Genomic DNA, 17,971 nt, shown 5'->3' with positions numbered 1-17,971 from the left:
CCGCTGCCAGTACGAACGTGGCGGCCGCCGGTAGAAGGAGACGAACGATGGCTACAGGAACGGCCCGCCGCTTCAGCGCAATTGCGACGACTGCCCGGTATCTTGGCGCGCTGCCGTCCGCGCGCCTGCTCAAACTTACACTGGGCTTGAGTATTACGTTGTGTGGGACGGGTATTCTTGTAAACGATGTAAGTGCAACGATCGCTCCGTTCTTACGCGGTGTCGCCGGTGCGATCATTAAAGCAATGGTGTAATCGACATGCGTGCCTGCTTCGGCGGTCGCTCCTTGCGAATTGCACCGGGAACGAGAAGGCATGCATGGATGATCGCGTTCAGCGAACATGCGTGACGAATTCAGGGCAAGAAAAAAGAAACCAGGAAAGGGGCGCGATCCGCTGCGCTGACCGTGTTTCCCCCAAAAGACGCGTTGGAAGTCCAGGACTATACTGGACGCGCGTTAGCTGCTGGGTTTGAGAAATAGAAGTCCACCCGATACACCCAGCCATCACATTCCAGCTAGTCAAGACGAAGCCAGCCGTAGAGCCCGGTTCCGCGTTAAACCATCGCCCAGGAGGAAAGTTGTGGCGAGGAGACATCAGATTGGCAGCATGTTGGGTCTAGGTGATCAGGCGGCGATGCGCAGCATCGTGGCCAACGCGCAGCGCGCCAATCTCCGTCATTCCGACCGGGGTACGATGCTCGCGTGGGAGCGTTTTCTGGCGGGCGAGCCGTCGACCTCTGCTCCCCCGGCGCTGATCGACTCATGGAAACGCAGCTTGCAGTCCGGCGTCAGTCCGACCGCGGTCTCGGCGCCGATCGCGGTACACGGCGACGAGGTTGCGGCGCTGTGCTGGCGCCATCGCGACCTGCTGCAAGCAGCCGACCGCCTGTTCGCGGTCACGGCCGATCTTTTCGCCGATTCACATTCAATCCTGCTGCTCACGAACCAGGAGGGCGTGATCCTCAAGGCGGCTGGCGATTTGCGCACGCGGGCGGCGGGCGAAAAAATCCATCTGACGATCGGCGGCGACTGGGGCGAGGGCAGAGCTGGCACCAATGGTATCGGCACCGCGCTGGCGACCCGCGAGCCGACCTATATCCACGGCTCCGAGCATTTCTGTGAAGGCATCAAGTCATGGAGTTGCGCAGCGGCGCCGATTTGCGAACCGGGCACTGGAGCGGTGATCGGTGTGCTCGATATTTCCGGACCGCCTTCCACCTATCAGATCAACAATCTCACGTTGGCCGTGACCGCGGCGCGCCAGATCGAAATGGTGCTCGCCGAGCAGGCCGCGCGCGAGCATATGCGATTGTTGGCCTTTTGTCTGCAACGCTTGTCGTCGTCGGATGCGACCGGCATGGTGGCGATAGACCGCTGTGGCCGGCTCGTGCATACCACGGGCAGAGTCGCATTGCCGGTCGGCATTGGCGAGCGTTTCCCCGGGATGAGCGAGACTTCTGCCGTGGAGGACTGGACGCAGCATTTGCCCGCGGGGTTGCACGCCGAATGGTTCAATCCTGTTGTGGTCGACGGCAGCACGATTGGCGCGATGCTAGTCGTGCCCGCGCGAGCCCGTTCCGTCAACGTGCGGGTCGCGGAGCGCAACGGAGAGGCTGATCCGCAACGCAATTGTTTCGCGCAGATTCAGGGGCGCAGTGCGGCGATGCTGGCTGCCGTCAATCGTGGGCGGCAACTTGCCAGCAGGCGCGTACCGGTACTGATCGAGGGCGAAACAGGGGTTGGCAAGGAACTGTTCGCGCGCGCTATTCATGGCGAAGAAGGCGGAGGCGGCCCGTTCGTCGCGTATAACTGCGGGGCGGCGTCGAAAGAACTGATTGCGAGCGAGCTGTTCGGTCACGTACGCGGCGCTTTTACTGGCGCGACCACGGAAGGGCGGGCCGGCCGTTTCGAGCTGGCTCATGGTGGGACGCTCTGTCTCGACGAGATCGGTGAGATGCCGCTCGAACTGCAACCTGTCCTGCTGCGTGTGCTGGAAGAAGGCATCATCTACCGGCTTGGCGACACGCAGCCGCGGCGCGTCGATGTGCGCCTGCTGGCAATGACCAACCGCAATCTGCGCGAAGAGGTCGAGTCCGGTCACTTTCGCCGCGATCTGTATTACCGGATCAGTGTTACGCGTATACGTATTCCGCCGCTGCGTGAACGGGACATCGATATCGATCTGCTCATTGAGCACTTCAACCGGAAGCTTGCCTTGCGCCACGGGGTCCCCGAACGCCAACTGAGCGCGGAGATCATGGCGGTGTTGCGCGCCTATTCGTGGCCGGGCAACGTAAGGGAAATGCGCAACGTGATCGAGAATATGCTTTTGACGTCCGGCGAACCCGCTGTGTCGTTCGATGATCTGCCCGCCGAGTTGCTCGATGAAATCGCGACGTCGGTGGCCGTACCGTTGTTGCGGGACGAAGGGGCGAGTCTCGAGGAAACGGAGCGTCTAGCCATTGCACGCGCGGTGCACAATGCGCACGGCAACCTTGCGCAGGCCGCCCGTGCCTTGGGTGTCTCGCGCAGCACCCTTTATCGCAAGATCGAGCTTTATCAGTTGGAAGGTATCGTCAAACCGGCGGGAAAGGAATGAGGTTAAGACCAAGGCAGAGCCGAGTGCCCGTGCTTTGCGTCCGGTTGCCTAACCGGCAGCTGGCGACTGAGAAGAAACGTGAGCGACAAGCGTCTTCAGGACAGCATCGAGAGGAATTTGGCCTTTACGGTGCTCAATGCCAATACCGCGCTGGAAGTCAATCCAACCCTCGTTGAAGCCATCGATCATCCGGATACGGGGCATTGGATATCGCATGCCTTGGGACCGGAACAGTGTTTCCCATGTATCGCGCGGCACCGGGACCATGCGCACAGGACGGCCGAGGGCGGCGCTGAACCCGGACGCGAGGTCGTTTGCGCTATAGCGCGCCGGCCCCTCCAGTTCGACAATGCGCACGCCGGTCCATTCGTCACAAAGGATTTCTGCCGCGGTGTGCCCTATGTCATCAGCGGCCACCATCGGTATTGGATGATCTTGCGGTTGCAGGAAGCAATGAATTGCCCCGGTGCGCGCCGCATCGACATCCCACGCTGCGTTTTCCATGAACCAGGCCGCACGGAGCATGCACACTGGGACGTCCAGCGTGCGAAGCATTTCCTCAGTCATCTTGGAGTTATTGAGCAGGTTGGGCTCCGCGATATGCGCTCCAACAGTCGAAAGGAACACGACCTGTTTTGGCCGCGCGGTCAACAGCGCTTTCCTGATTGCGACAGCGTTGGCCTGCGTGTGCGGGAAGCCTGGTTGGGGATCGTAGTTCGGAGGTGTCATCAGGAACACTCCGTCCGCACCCTCAAAAGCCTTCGTAAGCGCTTCGGCGTCGCTGATCTCCGCAAGAGCGATCTCGCAACCGAGCTCTGCCCATGGCTGACCCTTCGCGATGTCCCGGACAACGGCACGAACAGGTAGTCCTGCCTTCAAAAGCGATCGGGCGACGACACCGCCGACTTTTCCTGTAATTCCAGTGATTGCGTACATTTGACTTAGAGACGGTTTCATAAAGACTGTTGAGCTCGCTGAAGGGTGTTCCAACAGATCAAGCAACAGCCGAGTTTGAGGAACGCTTCATGGATGTCAGCGCGACGTTCGAAGCGAATACGTAGACGACGGAAATGATGCAGCCAGGCATGTGTACGCTCGACAACCCAACGGACTTTGCCAAGGCCACTGCCGTGCGGGTGGCCACGCCGCGCGATGCTAGTGGGAATACTGCGCTCATGGAGAGCGCGTCGGTATTTGTCGTGGTCGTAACCTCGGTCAGCGTAGACACGGCCAGGACGGCTCAGCGGCCGCCCGCGCCTGCCGGCGATCGGTACGATGGCCTCAATCAACGGCACGAGTTGGGTGACATCGTTACGATTGGCGCCAGTCAGGATTGCCGCGATGGGCGTTCCGTTGGCATCGGTGGCGAGGTGGTGCCTGGATCCGGGTCGCGCTCGATCGGTGGGGTTCGGACCAGTTTTTCGCCCGCCCCAACCGCGCGAATCGACGACGAATCCACGACCACGCGCGAGAAGTCGATCTTGTCCATCGCTCGCAACCTCGCCAGAAGCACTGCGTGCAATCGATCCCATATGCCGGCTTGTTGCCAATCGCGTAGCCTTCGCCAGCAACTGACGCCGGAGCCGCATCCCATTTCTGCTGGCAAATCTCGCCACCGGATACCGGTCTTTAGCACGAACAGGATACCGGTCAGCGCAGCCCGATCCGGAACTGGCTTGCGGCCCGGATACTTGAAGCGGCGTGGCTTCGCTGGTGGTAGCAGTGGCTCGATCAGTGTCCACAGTTCGTCGTCGATGATTGGTTTGCCCATCTCCTCGATCCTGTTATCACAACGATCGAGGTTAACAGGTTGCGTTACGGGTTAACAGCCCCTACGAAGCCTTTTTGAAACCGTTTCTTAGTCCTTTAAACGGTATTAAACCTGTCAGCGCGATGTCCTGGAGCTTAAGTTGAACGAACACATAAATGAATATCCGGCACGTCAGAAGTGATATGACAAAATGTCATTAAAGATCGCCGTGGAATTCAATAGACTTGGAGGTGTGTGACAGTAGCAGCTCGGGCTGATGCAAGCGCGGTCTGAAAGCGGCCGTCCGGCGAGGTGGAGTGTAGAAACTTGCGGGCCGGACGGCATGTCGTTCAGTGATGCGCAAAGAGAGAACCGAGCCCTTTAGCGACGGTGCGGCTGCCCGATGTCACGGAGCTGTCCTGTACGCCACCGAAACTGGTTTCGACGTTGGCATCGGTGTCGCGCTGTGCGCTGATCCTGGCCTCGGCAGCCTGAATGTCTTCCGGGTAGTGGGGATCGTTGGCGCGACCGGGCGTGTAGCCGGCCTTTTCAAGCTGAACGAGGTCGGCGCGGACCTGGGCGCGGGTTAGGGTGGAAGCGGTTTCCTGGGCATGGCCGGCAATTGGAAAGGCAAGGGCAGTTGCGACGACCAGGGTAAGTTGGCGGAAGTTCATGGCAAATCTCCTTCGGTTTGGGTTAAGAGACGAACGTATGGTTCGGAATGGATTCTGAACAAAAGGAGATGAAACTTAAATAGCATCGCAGTCATCTCATCGATGCCGGACTGTCATGAAAAGAATCGCCAGGGAACTGACAGGATGAAGTGAATCGCGCCACCGAAACGGGTCGCAGCTAAATTCTGCGGCCAGCGTTGTTAGCAAAATGTTCGGCAGGTATTCGCGTCGTCGGGAGACGGGCTGGGGTTATGACGTCTGCGCTATGTCTTGAGGTCGCGACGGAGGACGGCTCAGCTGGGAGCCGGAAACTACTGTCTACCGAGATAGGAGACTCGCCTCGTGAAAGCTGCGGAAATGCGCCCGTTTTCAACAGCCGGCAGATCCGAAATCGTCAGGGCAGGATCACGCCAGGACGGGTGAATCGCTCATCTACGCGGGATAAGTATTTGAGCAAAGATGGCGAGCGATCCTTGCCATTAGGGACCGCTAGCCTTGGTTCGCCTGTCGGACATCCCCCGTTATGTAACAAGGACAGTTGCATTTCTTGACTGCCCTGCCGCGCAACTTTTTACCAGCGATATTTGCATTGACCGGCATGCTCGCTGATCGCTTTGGTCGTCGCCCCATGCTGATTTTTTCTTGTGCTGCTCTTTGGCACGCTGACCATTGCGACGGCGTTCACAGCGACGCTGGACACTTTGGTAAAGAGCGACCGCTCAGAACCGGTAGCTCACCCCGATCTGCAGCACCGGATACAGCTTGTAGCGCTCCACCTGGTCGCTGATCTTGCGTTCCTGCTCATCGATGTTGGACTGCGACGTGAACATCGAATAGATCGCCGGCACGTTGTAGGAGGCGCGCGGACGGCCGTATGCCACGCCAAGATCGAACGTCATGCCGAAGCCCTTCGAGACCGGCTTATGGCCGTAACCAATGCCGAGGTAAGGCATGACGCGCGGCAGCGTGACCGTGGCGGAGGGCGCGGCGCCCACGGCCGGCACGAAGTCGTCGCCGATCTTGTAGTTGCCTTGCGCGTTCGGCACGGAGTGGGCGGTCAGTTCGTCGTCGTTGATCAGGGCGCCGGCCGTCACGCGAAAGCCGCTGGAACTGAACGGAAACAGATCGAGATACAGGCCGCCTTGCAGGAGTTTCAGATGGCCGTCGTACTCGTTGCCATTGGCGTTGACCGAATGCGACAGGCCGGCGCCCTCGAATTCCGCGTGCACGCCCGCCCATGAATTCAGCGGCATTGCCGCCCCGACGCCAGCGCCGAGCGTGCCGCCATGCACATAAATCTCCTGCGCCTGTGCTGCTCCCCCCATCATCGTCGCCGCCGCCGCGACCACAGCCGCGTGTTTCACCAGATTCACCGCACCCTCTCCCCGACAAGGTTAATTTCCGTGCGGCGACTTTACGGTTTAACCATACGGTTCAAATGAACGAATAGCGGGCAGGTATGGCAGCTTTTCGCACTCAAGTTTTGCGATCCGGCGAAAACGAAATTCGCGGTGATCTACACCTCGGTGGTGCAGTCGCGGTGAGCGGCTGAGCGAAGCCGTAGGCGGCACGTAAGGTGGGAGCAGGTTGCGGCAACGCAACGATCGGGAGACCCGGTTGCCGCAACCGCCGGATGGGAGTCCGGCTGGCAGGCGCTTACTGCTTGATGCCTTCGGCCTGAATGTGCAGCGTGGTCTGCATCTTGAAGCCGTAGGTCTTGCCGAAGTCGACGCCGAAGTCGTCGCGATTGAACGTCGCGGTCGATTCCGTGCCGCACACTTCACGCTTGAGCATCGGGTTGATGAAGCACTTGAACGATTCGATCTTCAGACTGACCGGCTTGGTGATGCCGTGCATCGTCAGCGTGCCGATCACTTCCACCGGCTTGTCGCCGTCGAAGTGGATCTGCGTGCCCTTATAGGTGGCTGTCGGGTATTTCGTAGCGTCGAAGAACTTGTCCGTGACCAGTTCCGCGTCGAGCTTGTCGTTGCCGATATCCACCGAGCTCATGTCGATCGTCACGTCGACCGTGCCGGTCTTCGCCGCGCGATCCAGCACCACGGTGCCGCTGCTCTTCTTGAACTTGCCGCGCCAGATCGACAGGCCGCCGAAGTGGTCGGTTTCGAAGCTCGGGTACGTGTGCGTCGGGTCGAGCTGATACGTGTCGGCTGCCATGGCGTTGAACGACAAGGCGGTGGCCAGCGCGCCCGCGGCGAGCAAAAGTTGTTTCTTCAAGTTGTTCTCCAGGTGTCAAAAAGTGCTGCGATGCTTCGTGTCGAGTTATTTCTTCGAAGCGACGATGTGAAATTTGATGACGACTTCATCGGCGACCACCGACGTATCTTTCCATTCGCCGGTGCCGACGTCGAATTGCGAGCGCTTGATCGGCAACGCGCCGTCGAAGGTTTGCGTGGCGCCCTGACTGGCAATGGTGACGGGCACCACGACGGTTTGCGACTTGCCCTTGATGGTGAGCTTGCCGGTGATTTTGTACTGGTTGCCGCCCGCCGGCGCGATCGCGCTGGAGACGAAGGTCGCGGCCGGGTAGGTGGCGCTGTCGAACCATTCCTTGCCTTGGGCCTGCTTGTTGTAGTCGTCGGCGCCGAGGTCGTAGCTGCCGGTGTCGATCGAAACATTGGCGCTGCCGGTAGTCGGCCTGGCCGGATCGAAATTCAGCTGCGCCGAGAACTTCCTGAACTTGCCGTCGACGGGCACGTTCATCTGTTTCGTGGTGGCAATGACGGTGCTTTTGCCCGTGTCGACGTCGGCATGCGCGAGGCTTGCACCGAAGAGTGACAAGGCCGTGATGCCGGCGAGCGTCACGCGGTGAACGGAGTGGTGAAAGTTTGATTTCATGGTGGTACGCATCCTATCGAACCCGCGTGCGTTGATTGCGCACCGCTGGGAATTAGATTGCCAACAAGCCGTAGCCAATCGCCGGCTGTTCGTCTATTGCCTGCCGTTACTTGAGGAATGGAATCATGCGAGCCAGCAATCCGTCGCGGTCGACGAATTGATGCTTGAGCGCCGCCGCCACATGCATCGCAACGAGCGCGAGCAAGGTGTAATTGAGCAGCACGTGGACGGTGCGCAGGCTTGCCTTGAGCGCCTGATCCGGACCGATGAAGGTGGGCAGCGGCACGATGCCGAGATACACCACCTGAATGCCGGCGGCGGAACTATAGAAGTAGCCGGACAGCGGAATCGCCAGCATCAGCACGTACAGCACGCCGTGCACGAGATGGGCGGCGGCCTTCTGCCATGCGGGTGTGGCGCTGTCGAGCGCCGGCGCGCGGTGGGTGGCGCGCCACAGCACGCGGGCCACGGCAAGCACGAACACGGTCACGCCGATCCACTTGTGCCAGGAGAAATACTTCAGCTTGGTGGGCGTGAAGCCGGGAATATCGGTCATGATCCAGCCGATATAGAAGCCGCAGATGATCAACGCCGCGATCAGCCAGTGCAGGGCAATGGCGGCGCCGTGGTAGCGGTCTGAACGGACAGGGCTGGATTTCATTCTTTGGCGTTCGTGGGTTAGCGGGTATTCCGAGTGAATGCGAATGGTAGGGATGCCAATGAACTCTGAATAGCCGGGGAGAAGGGAACAGATTGTTGTACCCGTGACGCTAATGTCGCTGGAATAAAGCGGCGCGGCGGCCGTGATGGGCTGGCAGACCGTGCGCTGTGTTAATTTGCCGGCTGAACCGCCAGGAGAGTTGAGACTGATGAACAGGATTGAAAACAACTACACCGCGCGAGGCGCGGAATTTCTGCGGCACGAGATGGACGACCGCGAGAGGGTGGTCGAATTCCGTGTCGCGCCGATCCTGCCGAACACCGGCGCCGACGCCGCCCGCCAGTTGGGCGAGCGTCGCCGCGATCGCATTTCCACGGAGGAGATCGCGCACGAGCGCTCGTCGTTCCGGCAAACGGTGACCGCCAGCTTCGGCGTCGGGACCACGATTCCGGCCGGCGGCGCGCAACTTGCTATATCGGCGCCTGCGGCCGCCGCATCACGACCGCCTTCGCCCGGCCATGCCGGACACCCGCTGTCGCGCATCACCAATAATCCAGGGTTCAATTCGTGAATTCCGTTTTCCTGTCTTGGGGTATCGCTGCCGCCGCCACGGCGGGTGTCATCACCCGTCCGTTCAAATGGCCCGAAGCCGTGTGGGCCGTCGCCGGTGCGCTGCTGCTGGTCTCGCTAGGTCTATTGCCGGTTCATCTGGCGCTCGAGGCGATCGGCAAAGGCACCGATGTCTATCTGTTCCTGTTCGGCATGATGCTGCTGTCGGAAGTGGGCCGCCGCGAAGGCCTGTTCGACTGGGTCGCCGTGCTCGCGGTCAACCATGCCCAAGGCTCGCCGCGCAAGCTCTTCCTGCTCGTCTACCTGGTCGGCGTGGTGATCACCGCGTTTCTTTCGAACGACGCCACCGCCGTCGTCCTCACGCCGGCCGTGTTCGCCGCCGCCAAAAAGGCGAAGACGCATCCGCTGCCCTTGCTGTTCGTCTGCGCGTTCATCGCCAATGCCGCGAGCTTCGTGCTGCCGATCTCGAATCCGGCCAACATCGTGCTGTACGGCAATCACACGCCCGCGCTCGGCGCCTGGCTGATGCGCTTCACGCTGCCGTCGCTGCTGTCGATCGTCGCGACCTACGTGATGTTGCGCTGGACCCAGCGCGACGCGCTCGCCGGCACCTGCGAGGCGAATCTCGAGCCGGTCGAGCTGTCGTCGAGCGGCCGCGTGGCGCTCGCGGGCATCGCAGTGACGGCCGTCGTGCTGCTGACGGTCTCCGCGTTCGATATTCCGCTGGGCATGCCGACCGCGATACTCGGCGCGCTGACCGCGCTGGTCGTGCTGATTCTGGAGCGCAAATCGCCGCTGCCGATGATCCGCGAAATCTCGTGGAGCGTGCTGCCGCTGGTGGCCGCGCTGTTCGTACTCGTCGAAATGCTGGATCACACCGGCGTCATTACGGCCGCGGCCCAACTGACACAGCGCGCCGCGCAACAGCACGAACTGGCCACGGCGGGCTGGGCGGGCAGCGTCATCGCGATCGGCAGCAATCTGATGAACAACTTGCCGGCCGGTCTGATCGCCAGTTCGACCGTGATGCAGGCGCACAGTCCGGAGCGTGTGATCGACGCGCTGCTGATCGGCGTCGATCTCGGCCCGAACCTGTCCATTACCGGTTCGCTGGCGACGATCCTCTGGCTCAACGCGATTCGCCGCGAAGGCGAAGACGTGAGCTTCATGAAGTTTCTGAAGGTGGGCGCGCTGGTGATGTTGCCGGCGCTCGTGCTGGCGCTCGGCGCACGGATTCTGACCGGTTGAACGTGTGAATCCCGCAGCGAGGGCGGCGGCGGGTTCCGGGGCGCCGCGTTACATCCGCGTGCCGGTGGGACGCAGCGGCGCTTCGGCGAACGACGCTTCGTCCGCTTCTGTCAGCGAGCGCAACGTCGCCTCGAGCCGCGCGATGCGCGCGCGTTGTATCGGCATCAACGTCGGTCTGGGCAAATTTTGCAGGCGATTGTGCCAGTAGGACAGCGGAATGCGATCGCTGGTGGAGATCATCCCGAACACACGTTCGAGGTGGGCGATCTCCTTGTCGAGTTCCTGGTAGTTCATCTGATGTTTTCCCAAAGGGTGGCGGTCTGGCCGACACCTGTGCGCAAGCCGCTCGCGAGTCCGATGGTTGGACGGATCTGTCCCACGAATGGCCATGCGCCACGTGACAAACGACATTAGCAAGCGTTGTTCCTCTCCCTCTGGAACGCAATCGCGCCGCGTTTGGCCTTCCTCTATAACTGCAAATCTCACAGCTTTATTCCAAGGGCCTGTTCGGAGTTTTGCAGTACGGCGTCGCGCTGCGCAGCACGCGGCCGGACCTTCTTCGGGACAACGGGAATTCACCAGGCGTTCTCGCCAACGGCATGTCCTATGCTGGTTCACCCGCTTTTGTTGTAATCAGTCCGTCGGCTGACGAGACGCCGAACACGCCTAACGCGGCATCATCATGACGGGCTGGGCGTAGCTCACCGCGGGGGCGGGCACGACGGCGTAATTGGTCGGCGCCGGTACAACGACGGTGGTGTAGAGAGGAACGGGCTTCGGAGCCGTCACGGTGGCCGCGACCGGCACCGCCACGGGAAGGGGAACCGGCGGGGGCGCCACCACGTACACGGGATTGACCGGCACGGAGTAGTAGACCGCTCGCGGCGGTGGTGCGTAGACGACGGCGGCGGGCAGGTAGACGACCACGCGGGCGAACGCCGTCGACGAACAGGCGAGGCCGATGGCGGTGACAGTTGAGGCGCAGACGAGACGGATAGTCAATTGGTACTCCTGATGCGTTGAGCGGTGCAATGCGTCTTCGGGTGAAGAAGCGGGCCGGCCGGCTCGGGTGACGTGAGAGTTCAGCCGTTGCGACGCGGCGCGAATGGCGCCGGCAGACGAAAGATACGCAAGGCGCCGTCAAAACGGCATCGCAAACTCATTTCATTCCATGTCACGCCGAGGCGGTGTCGCGGCGTGCGTGCGGGTGTAGGGAGCGCATGCTGCATAGCGGTGGCGGCACACGGGGTGGCGCATGGCGATGCCGCGAAAGCCATGACATAAGTCGACATGATTCTGACGTTGCCTTGCGGCGGCGCATCCACAAGAATTCGGCCTGTCATCGAAACGGATCGCGGCAAACGGCAGGCGACGCTCGGTGGCTCAATCGAAGGAGTCAGTCATGAAGAAGTTGATCGCTATCGTGTTGCTGTGCTGCGCATCCACCGTCACGTTCGCTCAGGCCGCGCCTCAAGGCGGCAATCCTCAGCGCATGGAGCGCATGGTTCAGCAGTTGCAATCGCGCTTTGCGAATGCCAATACCACGCACGACGGCAAGCTCACCCGGGACCAGGCCGCCGCGGGCATGCCGATGGTCGCCAACCACTTCGACGAGATCGATACGCAGAAGGCGGGCTACATCACCTTGCCGCAGATCGAGGCATTCATGCAGGAACGCGGGGCAGCGCACTGACCCGCGCGGGCATTGGCAGGAGCATGGGGCCGTGGCGCGGCGCGCTGTGCCGCCTGCGCGTGAGCCGTCCTGCCGAACCGCCAGCCGTCCTCCGAAACCAATAAAAATGCGCGATGAAATCTGCCACGTCCCGCCATCTGCGTATCGCTGGCGCGTCGATCGTCGTGTCGATCAGTGCGGCGCTCAGCGGCTGCATGAGCGTCGGCCCCGATTTCAAACAACCGCAAGCGACGCTCGAAAACCAATGGCTCGAAAGTTTGCCCGGCGAGGCGCAGGCCACGCCTGCCGCGCAGGCCGCCTGGTGGACCGCCTTCAACGATCCCGTGCTCACCGCGCTGGAGCAGCGCGCGTATGAGCGCAACCTGTCGCTGCAAGTGGCCGGCCTGCATATCTTCAAGGCGCGCGCGCAACTCGCGACCAGCGCGGAGAATCTGCTGCCGCAGTCGGGCAGCGTGTCGGTGGGCGCCGACCATATCAACACCAGCGGCGTCGGCCCGATCCCGCCGACCCATCTGTGGGCTGAGCATTTGCGCGTGAATGCGGGCTGGGAGATCGACTTCTGGGGCAAATATCGCCGGCAGATCGAATCGGACCGCGCGCAATTGCGCGTGTCGGAAGCCGCGTACGACAACGCGCTGGTGTCGTTGTTCGGCGACGTCGCCAATGCCTATATCGATCTGCGTGCGCTCGAACAACGCATCGTCGTGGCGCAACAGAATCTGAAGTCGGTCCAGCAGAGTCTGACGCTGACCCAGGCGCGCTACAAACACGGCGCGTCGAGCCAGCTCGATGTCGAACAGGCCGCCACGCTGGTGGCGGAAACCGAGGCGCAGATTCCGCCGCTCATCAAGGCGCGCGCGCAGGACCGCGACACGCTTGCGGTGCTGCTCGCCGATCCCCCCGACGCCGTCGACGCGCAACTCAAAGGCAGCAGCGCGATCCCCGTGCCGCCGACGCAGATCGATGTCGGCATTCCCGCCGATCTGCTGCGCCGCCGGCCCGACGTGCGCCAGGCCGCGCTCAACGCGGCGGCGCAATCGGCGCTGATCGGCGCGGCGAAGGCGAAGCTGTATCCGTCCTTGTCGTTGACGGGTTTGTTCGGGCTGTCGTCGGGCGAGCAGCACGGCATTGGACTGTCGCAATGGGGCAGCAAGACCATCGGCCTTTTCTCCGCCGGTATCACGCTGCCGATCCTCGATCGCGGCCAACTGAAAAACGCCGTGCGGATTCAGGACGCGACCTTTCAGGAGGCGGTGCTCGACTATCAGAACACGGTGCTGCAAGCGCAGAAAGAAGTGGAAGACGCGATTGCCGGACTGCGCACCACGCTCGACGCGCTGGCCGCGTCGGCGCGCGCGTCGGATGCCTCGCAGCGCGCGCTGCGGCTCGCCAATGCGCAATATCGTTCGGGCTCGGTCACTTACGACACCGTGCTCGACGCCTCGCGCTCCGTGTTGCGCGACGGCGATTCGCTCGCGCAGAACCAGGGGCTCGCCGCGATGGCGGCGGTGGCGTTGTATCGGGCGCTCGGCGGAGGCTGGGAAGTGGCGCAAGGGCAGCAGGTGGTGAGCGAACAGATTGCCGAACAGATGGCGCGGCGCACGGATTGGGGCCGCTTGTTGAATCCGCCCGCGAATTCCGCGTTGGCGCGCGCGAGCACAGGCCAGCCTGAGAATGGGAAATAAGAGCATGGCACATAAGAGCCTGATAACCAGACGTCTCGGGGTGGGGATTTGCATCGTGCTCGGCATGGCGCTGGCCGCCTGCCGCGACGGCAACGCGCCGGCCGCCGCCCAGAATGCGCCCTTGCCGCAAGTGAGCGTGATGCGGCCGCAGCCGCGCGAGGTGCGCGAGCAACTCGACCTGAGCGGCACGGTCGCGCCTTCGGCCACCGTCACGCTGGTGGCGCGCGTGCAGGGCGTGCTGAAGGAAATCGGTTTCAGCGACGGCGCCAACGTCAAGCAGGGGCAATTGCTGTTCCGCATCGAGCCGGACACGTACCGCGCGCAGCTCACCTACGACCAGGCCGAGCTCGTCAACGCCGAACAGGAATTGACGCGCCAGAAGCAGCTCACGTCCGATAACGCGACCTCGGAATCGTCGCTGCAGAAAGCGCAGACCACGCGCGACCAGGCGGTCGCCAAACGCGATATGTCGCGCATCAACCTCGGCTACACGGAGATTCGCGCGCCGTTCGCGGGGCGCATCGGCGCGCGTTCATTCGACGTCGGCAATCTGGTGGGCGCATCGGATTCGACCAGGCTCGCCACGCTGGATCGCATCCAGCCGGTGTACGTGAATTTCACGCTGAACGAACGCGACGCGAACCGCATCGGCCTGTTCACGCAGCCGCCGCGCACGGTGCGGGTGAACGTGCTCGGCGCGCCTGCCGGCAAGGGCGAGGACGCAGCGCTGGAATTCGTCGATACGCGGGTCGACTCCAGCAGCGGCGCGATCAGGCTGCGCGCGGACATCGCCAACACGGACGCGCATCTGATTCCGGGCATGTCGGTCGAAGTGCATATTCCCGCCGGCGCACCGCAAAACGTGCTGCTGGTGCCCGACACCGCATTGCTGCGCGAGCAGGCCGGCGCCTTCGTGCTGGTCGTGAACGGCGCGAGTGTGATCGAGAAGCGCGCGGTGGCGACCGGCGCGCTGTTCGGCTCGCTGCGTGCCGTTATGTCGGGCCTGAACGCCGACGATCAGGTGGTGACGGGCGGCGCGCTGGCGGTGGCGCCGGGCATCAGGGTGCAGGTGGCCGCTGCCGAGACGCAGGGCCAGTCATGATCCGCTTCTTCGTCGAGCGGCCGGTTTTCGCCAATGTGATCGCGCTGATCGTAATGCTGCTCGGCGCCGTGGCGCTGATCAATCTGCCGGTCGCGCAATATCCGCCCATCACGCCGCCGACCGTGCAGGTGGTGGCGCGCTTTCCCGGCGCCAGCGCCGCGACGCTGATCAACCGCGTGGCGCTGCCGATCGAGACGCAGGTCAACGGCGTGGAAAACGCGCTGTACATGCAGTCGACCAGTACCAACGACGGCTCCTACACCCTCACCGTCACGTTCGCCGTCGGCACGGATGTCGATAAGGCGCAGGTGCTGGTGCAAAACCGCGTGTCGGCGGCGACCGCGCAATTGCCGCAAGCGGTGCAGCAACAGGGCGTGACCGTGCGCAAGCGCTCGACCGCGATCCTGCAGCTCTACACGCTGCAATCGCCGGATCCGAAATACGATTCGCTGTTTCTGAGCAACTACGCCGTGATCTATCTGCGCGATACGCTCGCGCGTTTGCCGGGCGTAGGCGACGTGACCGTGTTCGGCACCGGTCAGTACAGCATGCGCGTGTGGCTCGATCCGCAGAAACTGAGCGAGCGCAATCTCACCGCCGCCGACGTGATGAATGCGATCCAGAGCCAGAGCAGGGACGTGAGCGCGGGCCAGCTCGGTTCCGAGCCGAACGCGGGCGGCCAGGCGTTCCAGCTCACGGTGACGATGCACGGCGCGCTCTCCGACCCGCGCGAATTCGATGACATCATCGTCAAGGCCGATCCGGACAGCGGCGGCCATTTCGTGCGGATTCGCGACGTGGGCCACACCGAACTCGGCTCGTCCAGTTACGGGCAGTTCTTCAATCTCGACGGCAAGCCGGCCGCGGGCATCGCCATTTATCAGTTACCCGAAGCGAATGCGCTGGAAGTCGGCAATGCCGTCAAGGCAACCATGGCGCGTCTCGCGAAAGACATGCCGAAAGGCGTCAGCTACCAGCTGCCGTTCGACACGACCACCTTCGTGCGGCAATCGGTGATCGACGTGTACAAGACGCTGTTCGAAGCGGCCTTGCTCGTGCTCGCGGTGATCCTGCTGTTTTTGCAGAACTGGCGCGCGATGCTGGTGCCGGCCACGACGATTCCGGTGACCATCATCGGCACGTTCGGCGCGATCTATATGCTCGGCTTCTCGATCAACCTGCTGACCCTGTTCGCGATCGTGCTGGCTATCGGCATCGTGGTGGACGACGCGATCGTGGTGGTCGAAGGCATCACGCAGCATATCGAGCAGGGTAAGACGCCAAAGCAGGCCGCCATCGACGCGATGCATGAACTGCTCGGGCCGATCGTCGGCATCACGCTGGTGCTGATTTCCGTGTTTCTGCCGTCGGCGTTTCTCGGCGGCGTGACCGGGCAGATGTATCGTCAATTTGCCCTGGTGGTCGTGGCAACGACGGTGATCAGCGCGATCAACGCGGTCACGCTCAAGCCGGTGCAAAGCGTGCGCTGGCTGCGGCACGCGCGGCCCGGTAAGCCGAATATCGTGTATCGCGTGTTCGACAAGGGTTATGCCCGCGTCGAAAAGGGCTACGTGCGAGTGGTGTCGTGGTTCGTCGCGCGCTGCGGGCTTGCGCTCACACTCGCGCTGGTGCTTGGCGCGGGCTCCGCTTTTCTGCTGACGCGCATTCCCACCAGCTTCATTCCGCTCGAAGATCAGGGCTATGTGCTGATCGCCGCGCAACTCGCCGACGCCGCTTCGCTCGGACGCACGCGCGAGGCCAGCACGCAGATCGAAAAGCGGATCGGTGCGATTCCGGGTGTGAGTCATGTGGTGTCGATCGGCGGCATCTCGCCTTTGGATAACAACGCCTCGCTGCCGAATTCCGCGCTCATCTACGTGACGCTCGACGACTGGAGCAAGCGCGGCAAAGGCGAAGACCTGCGCTCGTTGTATCTGCGCATGAATAGCGAGATGGCGAAGCTGCCCGACATCCGCTCCGTGGTGATCGTGCCGCCGCCGATCCAGGGTCTCGGCAACAGCGGCGGCGTACAGATGCAGGTCATGCTGACCGACGGCTCGCAGAACTATCGGCGCCTGCAGAACGCCACCGATGCGCTGATCGCGAACGTGTCGAAGCGGCCCGAATTGCAGCGCGTATTCAGTCCGTTTCGCGCATCGGTGCCGACCGTCGAACTCACGCTCGATCGCGCCAAGGCGGAGTCGCTGCAAGTGCCGGTCGGCAACGTGTTCGATCTGCTGCAGGACTATGTCGGATCGAGCTATGTGAACCAGTTCACCACCTTCAACCATACGTTCCCGGTATTCGTGCAGGCCGACGGCGCATTCCGCCGCGAAACCGACGACGTTCGCCGTCTGCAGATTCGCAGCAACAGCGGCCATATGGTCGAACTGGGCACGTTCATCGACGCGCATACGAGCGTCGGGCCGGCGGTCGCGACGCTGTACAACCTCGCGCCGGCCGCGGCCATCAATGGCAATCCGGCGGCGGGCTACAGCACGGGCGACGCGATCAAGGCATTCGAACAGGAAGCCGCGCGCATTCTGCCGGCGGGCATTGGTTATGAGTGGACCGCGATGTCGTATCAGGAGAAGCTGGTCGGCAATTCGGCGTACTGGGTGTTCGCGGTGGGCGTGTTGCTGGTGTTCTGCGTGCTGGCCGCACAATACGAGAGCTGGCTGCTGCCGGTCGCCGTGGTGCTGGCGGTGCCGCTGGCCTTGCTCGGCACGGCGGGCACGCTTGCCGCGCTCGGTGCCGCCAACAATCTGTACACGCAGATCGGTCTCGTGCTGCTGATCGCGCTGTCGGCGAAGAACGCGATTCTGATCGTCGAGTTCGCGCGGCATCTGCGCGCGCAGGGCGTCGGCATCGCCGAGGCCGCGATCGAAGCCGCGCGTTTGCGCTTCCGGCCGATCATGATGACGTCGTTCGCGTTTATTCTCGGTGTGGTGCCGCTCGTGATCGCCACCGGCGCGAGTGCGAGCGCGCGCCGTTCGCTCGGGATTGCTGTATTTTCAGGGATGCTCGCTTCCACCTGCATCGCCGTGCTGTTCATTCCGTCGTTCTATGTGTTGTTGCAGCATCTGGGCGAGCGGCATGCGGCCCGGCAAACGCCGCCCGACGCCTAGCCTG

At 62.5% G+C, this 17,971-nt stretch carries 17 protein-coding genes; 8 read left to right on the top strand and 9 right to left on the bottom strand.

Translation table 11 applies throughout. From position 1 onward, the window contains the following. Window positions 1-47 precede the first annotated feature (47 nt). The gene (locus RI103_RS28540; RefSeq protein WP_310815889.1) at window positions 48-254 is read left to right on the top strand and encodes a hypothetical protein; all 207 of its coding nucleotides are present in this window, start codon (window positions 48-50) and stop codon (window positions 252-254) included. Window positions 255-608: 354 nt separating this feature from the next. Further along, window positions 609-2,600, top strand: a complete 1,992-nt coding sequence (locus RI103_RS28535; RefSeq protein ID WP_310815887.1) for a sigma-54-dependent Fis family transcriptional regulator — start codon at window positions 609-611, stop codon at window positions 2,598-2,600. A 48-nt stretch (window positions 2,601-2,648) separates the two neighbouring features. On the opposite strand, the gene RI103_RS28530 is transcribed toward RI103_RS28535, so the two are convergent. The 7 genes from RI103_RS28530 to RI103_RS28500 all read right to left on the bottom strand — a co-directional run bounded on the left by RI103_RS28530 (window position 2,649) and on the right by RI103_RS28500 (window position 8,541). Further along, entirely contained in the window at window positions 2,649-3,536 is an 888-nt protein-coding gene (locus tag RI103_RS28530; RefSeq protein ID WP_310815886.1) for an NmrA family NAD(P)-binding protein, read from the bottom strand. 17 nt (window positions 3,537-3,553) lie between these two features. Next, a protein-coding gene (locus tag RI103_RS28525; RefSeq protein WP_310812183.1) for an IS5 family transposase occupies window positions 3,554-4,371 on the bottom strand; the annotation gives its coding sequence in 2 pieces (ribosomal slippage) (window positions 3,554-4,023 and window positions 4,023-4,371; 819 coding nt in all). A 329-nt stretch (window positions 4,372-4,700) separates the two neighbouring features. Then, window positions 4,701-5,024, bottom strand: a complete 324-nt coding sequence (locus RI103_RS28520) for a DUF4148 domain-containing protein (protein WP_310815885.1) — start codon at window positions 5,022-5,024, stop codon at window positions 4,701-4,703. A gap of 719 nt (window positions 5,025-5,743) precedes the next feature. Next, window positions 5,744-6,352: a hypothetical protein gene (locus tag RI103_RS28515; RefSeq protein ID WP_310818597.1), complete on the bottom strand. Its 609-nt coding sequence runs from the start codon at window positions 6,350-6,352 to the stop codon at window positions 5,744-5,746. 328 nt (window positions 6,353-6,680) lie between these two features. After that, complete coding sequence (locus RI103_RS28510; protein ID WP_310815884.1) at window positions 6,681-7,259, bottom strand: YceI family protein; 579 nt, start codon at window positions 7,257-7,259, stop codon at window positions 6,681-6,683. Between the two features lie 45 nt (window positions 7,260-7,304). Continuing rightward, a complete protein-coding gene (locus RI103_RS28505) occupies window positions 7,305-7,880 on the bottom strand; it encodes a YceI family protein (RefSeq protein WP_310815882.1) in 576 nt (191 codons plus the stop codon). 106 nt (window positions 7,881-7,986) lie between these two features. Next, on the bottom strand, window positions 7,987-8,541 hold the full coding sequence (locus tag RI103_RS28500; protein WP_132382474.1) for a cytochrome b: 555 nt from the start codon (window positions 8,539-8,541) through the stop codon (window positions 7,987-7,989). A 145-nt stretch (window positions 8,542-8,686) separates the two neighbouring features. Between RI103_RS28500 and RI103_RS28495 the strand changes: the two genes are divergently transcribed. Both RI103_RS28495 and RI103_RS28490 read left to right on the top strand, forming a co-directional pair. Continuing rightward, on the top strand, window positions 8,687-9,112 hold the full coding sequence (locus RI103_RS28495; protein WP_310815880.1) for a hypothetical protein: 426 nt from the start codon (window positions 8,687-8,689) through the stop codon (window positions 9,110-9,112). Further along, on the top strand, window positions 9,109-10,359 hold the full coding sequence (locus RI103_RS28490) for an arsenic transporter (protein ID WP_310815878.1): 1,251 nt from the start codon (window positions 9,109-9,111) through the stop codon (window positions 10,357-10,359). The genes RI103_RS28495 and RI103_RS28490 overlap by 4 nt, the downstream gene beginning before the upstream one ends. A 48-nt stretch (window positions 10,360-10,407) precedes the next feature. Here the strand turns inward: RI103_RS28490 and RI103_RS28485 are convergent, their stop codons facing one another. Next, window positions 10,408-10,653, bottom strand: a complete 246-nt coding sequence (locus RI103_RS28485; RefSeq protein WP_310815876.1) for a hypothetical protein — start codon at window positions 10,651-10,653, stop codon at window positions 10,408-10,410. 372 nt (window positions 10,654-11,025) lie between these two features. Next, on the bottom strand, window positions 11,026-11,361 hold the full coding sequence (locus RI103_RS28480) for a hypothetical protein (protein WP_310815875.1): 336 nt from the start codon (window positions 11,359-11,361) through the stop codon (window positions 11,026-11,028). 400 nt (window positions 11,362-11,761) lie between these two features. On the opposite strand from RI103_RS28480, the gene RI103_RS28475 reads away from it, so the two are divergent. From RI103_RS28475 to RI103_RS28460, 4 genes are all read left to right on the top strand, one after another. Beyond that, window positions 11,762-12,052 carry an EF-hand domain-containing protein gene (locus RI103_RS28475; RefSeq protein ID WP_310815874.1) on the top strand — a complete coding sequence of 97 codons (291 nt, stop codon included), beginning with the start codon at window positions 11,762-11,764 and terminating at the stop codon, window positions 12,050-12,052. 113 nt (window positions 12,053-12,165) lie between these two features. Continuing rightward, window positions 12,166-13,737 carry an efflux transporter outer membrane subunit gene (locus tag RI103_RS28470; RefSeq protein ID WP_310815872.1) on the top strand — a complete coding sequence of 524 codons (1,572 nt, stop codon included), beginning with the start codon at window positions 12,166-12,168 and terminating at the stop codon, window positions 13,735-13,737. A gap of 4 nt (window positions 13,738-13,741) precedes the next feature. Further along, window positions 13,742-14,839: an efflux RND transporter periplasmic adaptor subunit gene (locus RI103_RS28465; protein WP_310815870.1), complete on the top strand. Its 1,098-nt coding sequence runs from the start codon at window positions 13,742-13,744 to the stop codon at window positions 14,837-14,839. Then, window positions 14,836-17,967 carry an efflux RND transporter permease subunit gene (locus RI103_RS28460; protein ID WP_310815869.1) on the top strand — a complete coding sequence of 1,044 codons (3,132 nt, stop codon included), beginning with the start codon at window positions 14,836-14,838 and terminating at the stop codon, window positions 17,965-17,967. The genes RI103_RS28465 and RI103_RS28460 overlap by 4 nt, the downstream gene beginning before the upstream one ends. Window positions 17,968-17,971: the final 4 nt, after the last annotated feature.

The organism is Paraburkholderia sp. FT54, from assembly GCF_031585635.1.
In the GTDB taxonomy this organism is placed as follows: Bacteria; Pseudomonadota; Gammaproteobacteria; order Burkholderiales; family Burkholderiaceae; genus Paraburkholderia.
The sequence above is the reverse complement of the archived record's forward strand: the minus strand, read 5'-3'. Positions and strand labels throughout refer to the sequence as shown.

Coding starts and splice junctions, on each gene's coding strand:
- RI103_RS28505 (WP_310815882.1), bottom strand. CDS start 7,880: ATGAAATCAAACTTTCACCACTCCGTTCACCGCGTGACGCTCGCCGGC.
- RI103_RS28495 (WP_310815880.1), top strand. CDS start 8,687: ATGGGCTGGCAGACCGTGCGCTGTGTTAATTTGCCGGCTGAACCGCCA.
- RI103_RS28515 (WP_310818597.1), bottom strand. CDS start 6,352: ATGATGGGGGGAGCAGCACAGGCGCAGGAGATTTATGTGCATGGCGGC.
- RI103_RS28540 (WP_310815889.1), top strand. CDS start 48: ATGGCTACAGGAACGGCCCGCCGCTTCAGCGCAATTGCGACGACTGCC.
- RI103_RS28485 (WP_310815876.1), bottom strand. CDS start 10,653: ATGAACTACCAGGAACTCGACAAGGAGATCGCCCACCTCGAACGTGTG.
- RI103_RS28520 (WP_310815885.1), bottom strand. CDS start 5,024: ATGAACTTCCGCCAACTTACCCTGGTCGTCGCAACTGCCCTTGCCTTT.
- RI103_RS28500 (WP_132382474.1), bottom strand. CDS start 8,541: ATGAAATCCAGCCCTGTCCGTTCAGACCGCTACCACGGCGCCGCCATT.
- RI103_RS28475 (WP_310815874.1), top strand. CDS start 11,762: ATGAAGAAGTTGATCGCTATCGTGTTGCTGTGCTGCGCATCCACCGTC.
- RI103_RS28535 (WP_310815887.1), top strand. CDS start 609: ATGTTGGGTCTAGGTGATCAGGCGGCGATGCGCAGCATCGTGGCCAAC.
- RI103_RS28465 (WP_310815870.1), top strand. CDS start 13,742: ATGGCACATAAGAGCCTGATAACCAGACGTCTCGGGGTGGGGATTTGC.
- RI103_RS28460 (WP_310815869.1), top strand. CDS start 14,836: ATGATCCGCTTCTTCGTCGAGCGGCCGGTTTTCGCCAATGTGATCGCG.
- RI103_RS28470 (WP_310815872.1), top strand. CDS start 12,166: ATGAAATCTGCCACGTCCCGCCATCTGCGTATCGCTGGCGCGTCGATC.
- RI103_RS28530 (WP_310815886.1), bottom strand. CDS start 3,536: ATGTACGCAATCACTGGAATTACAGGAAAAGTCGGCGGTGTCGTCGCC.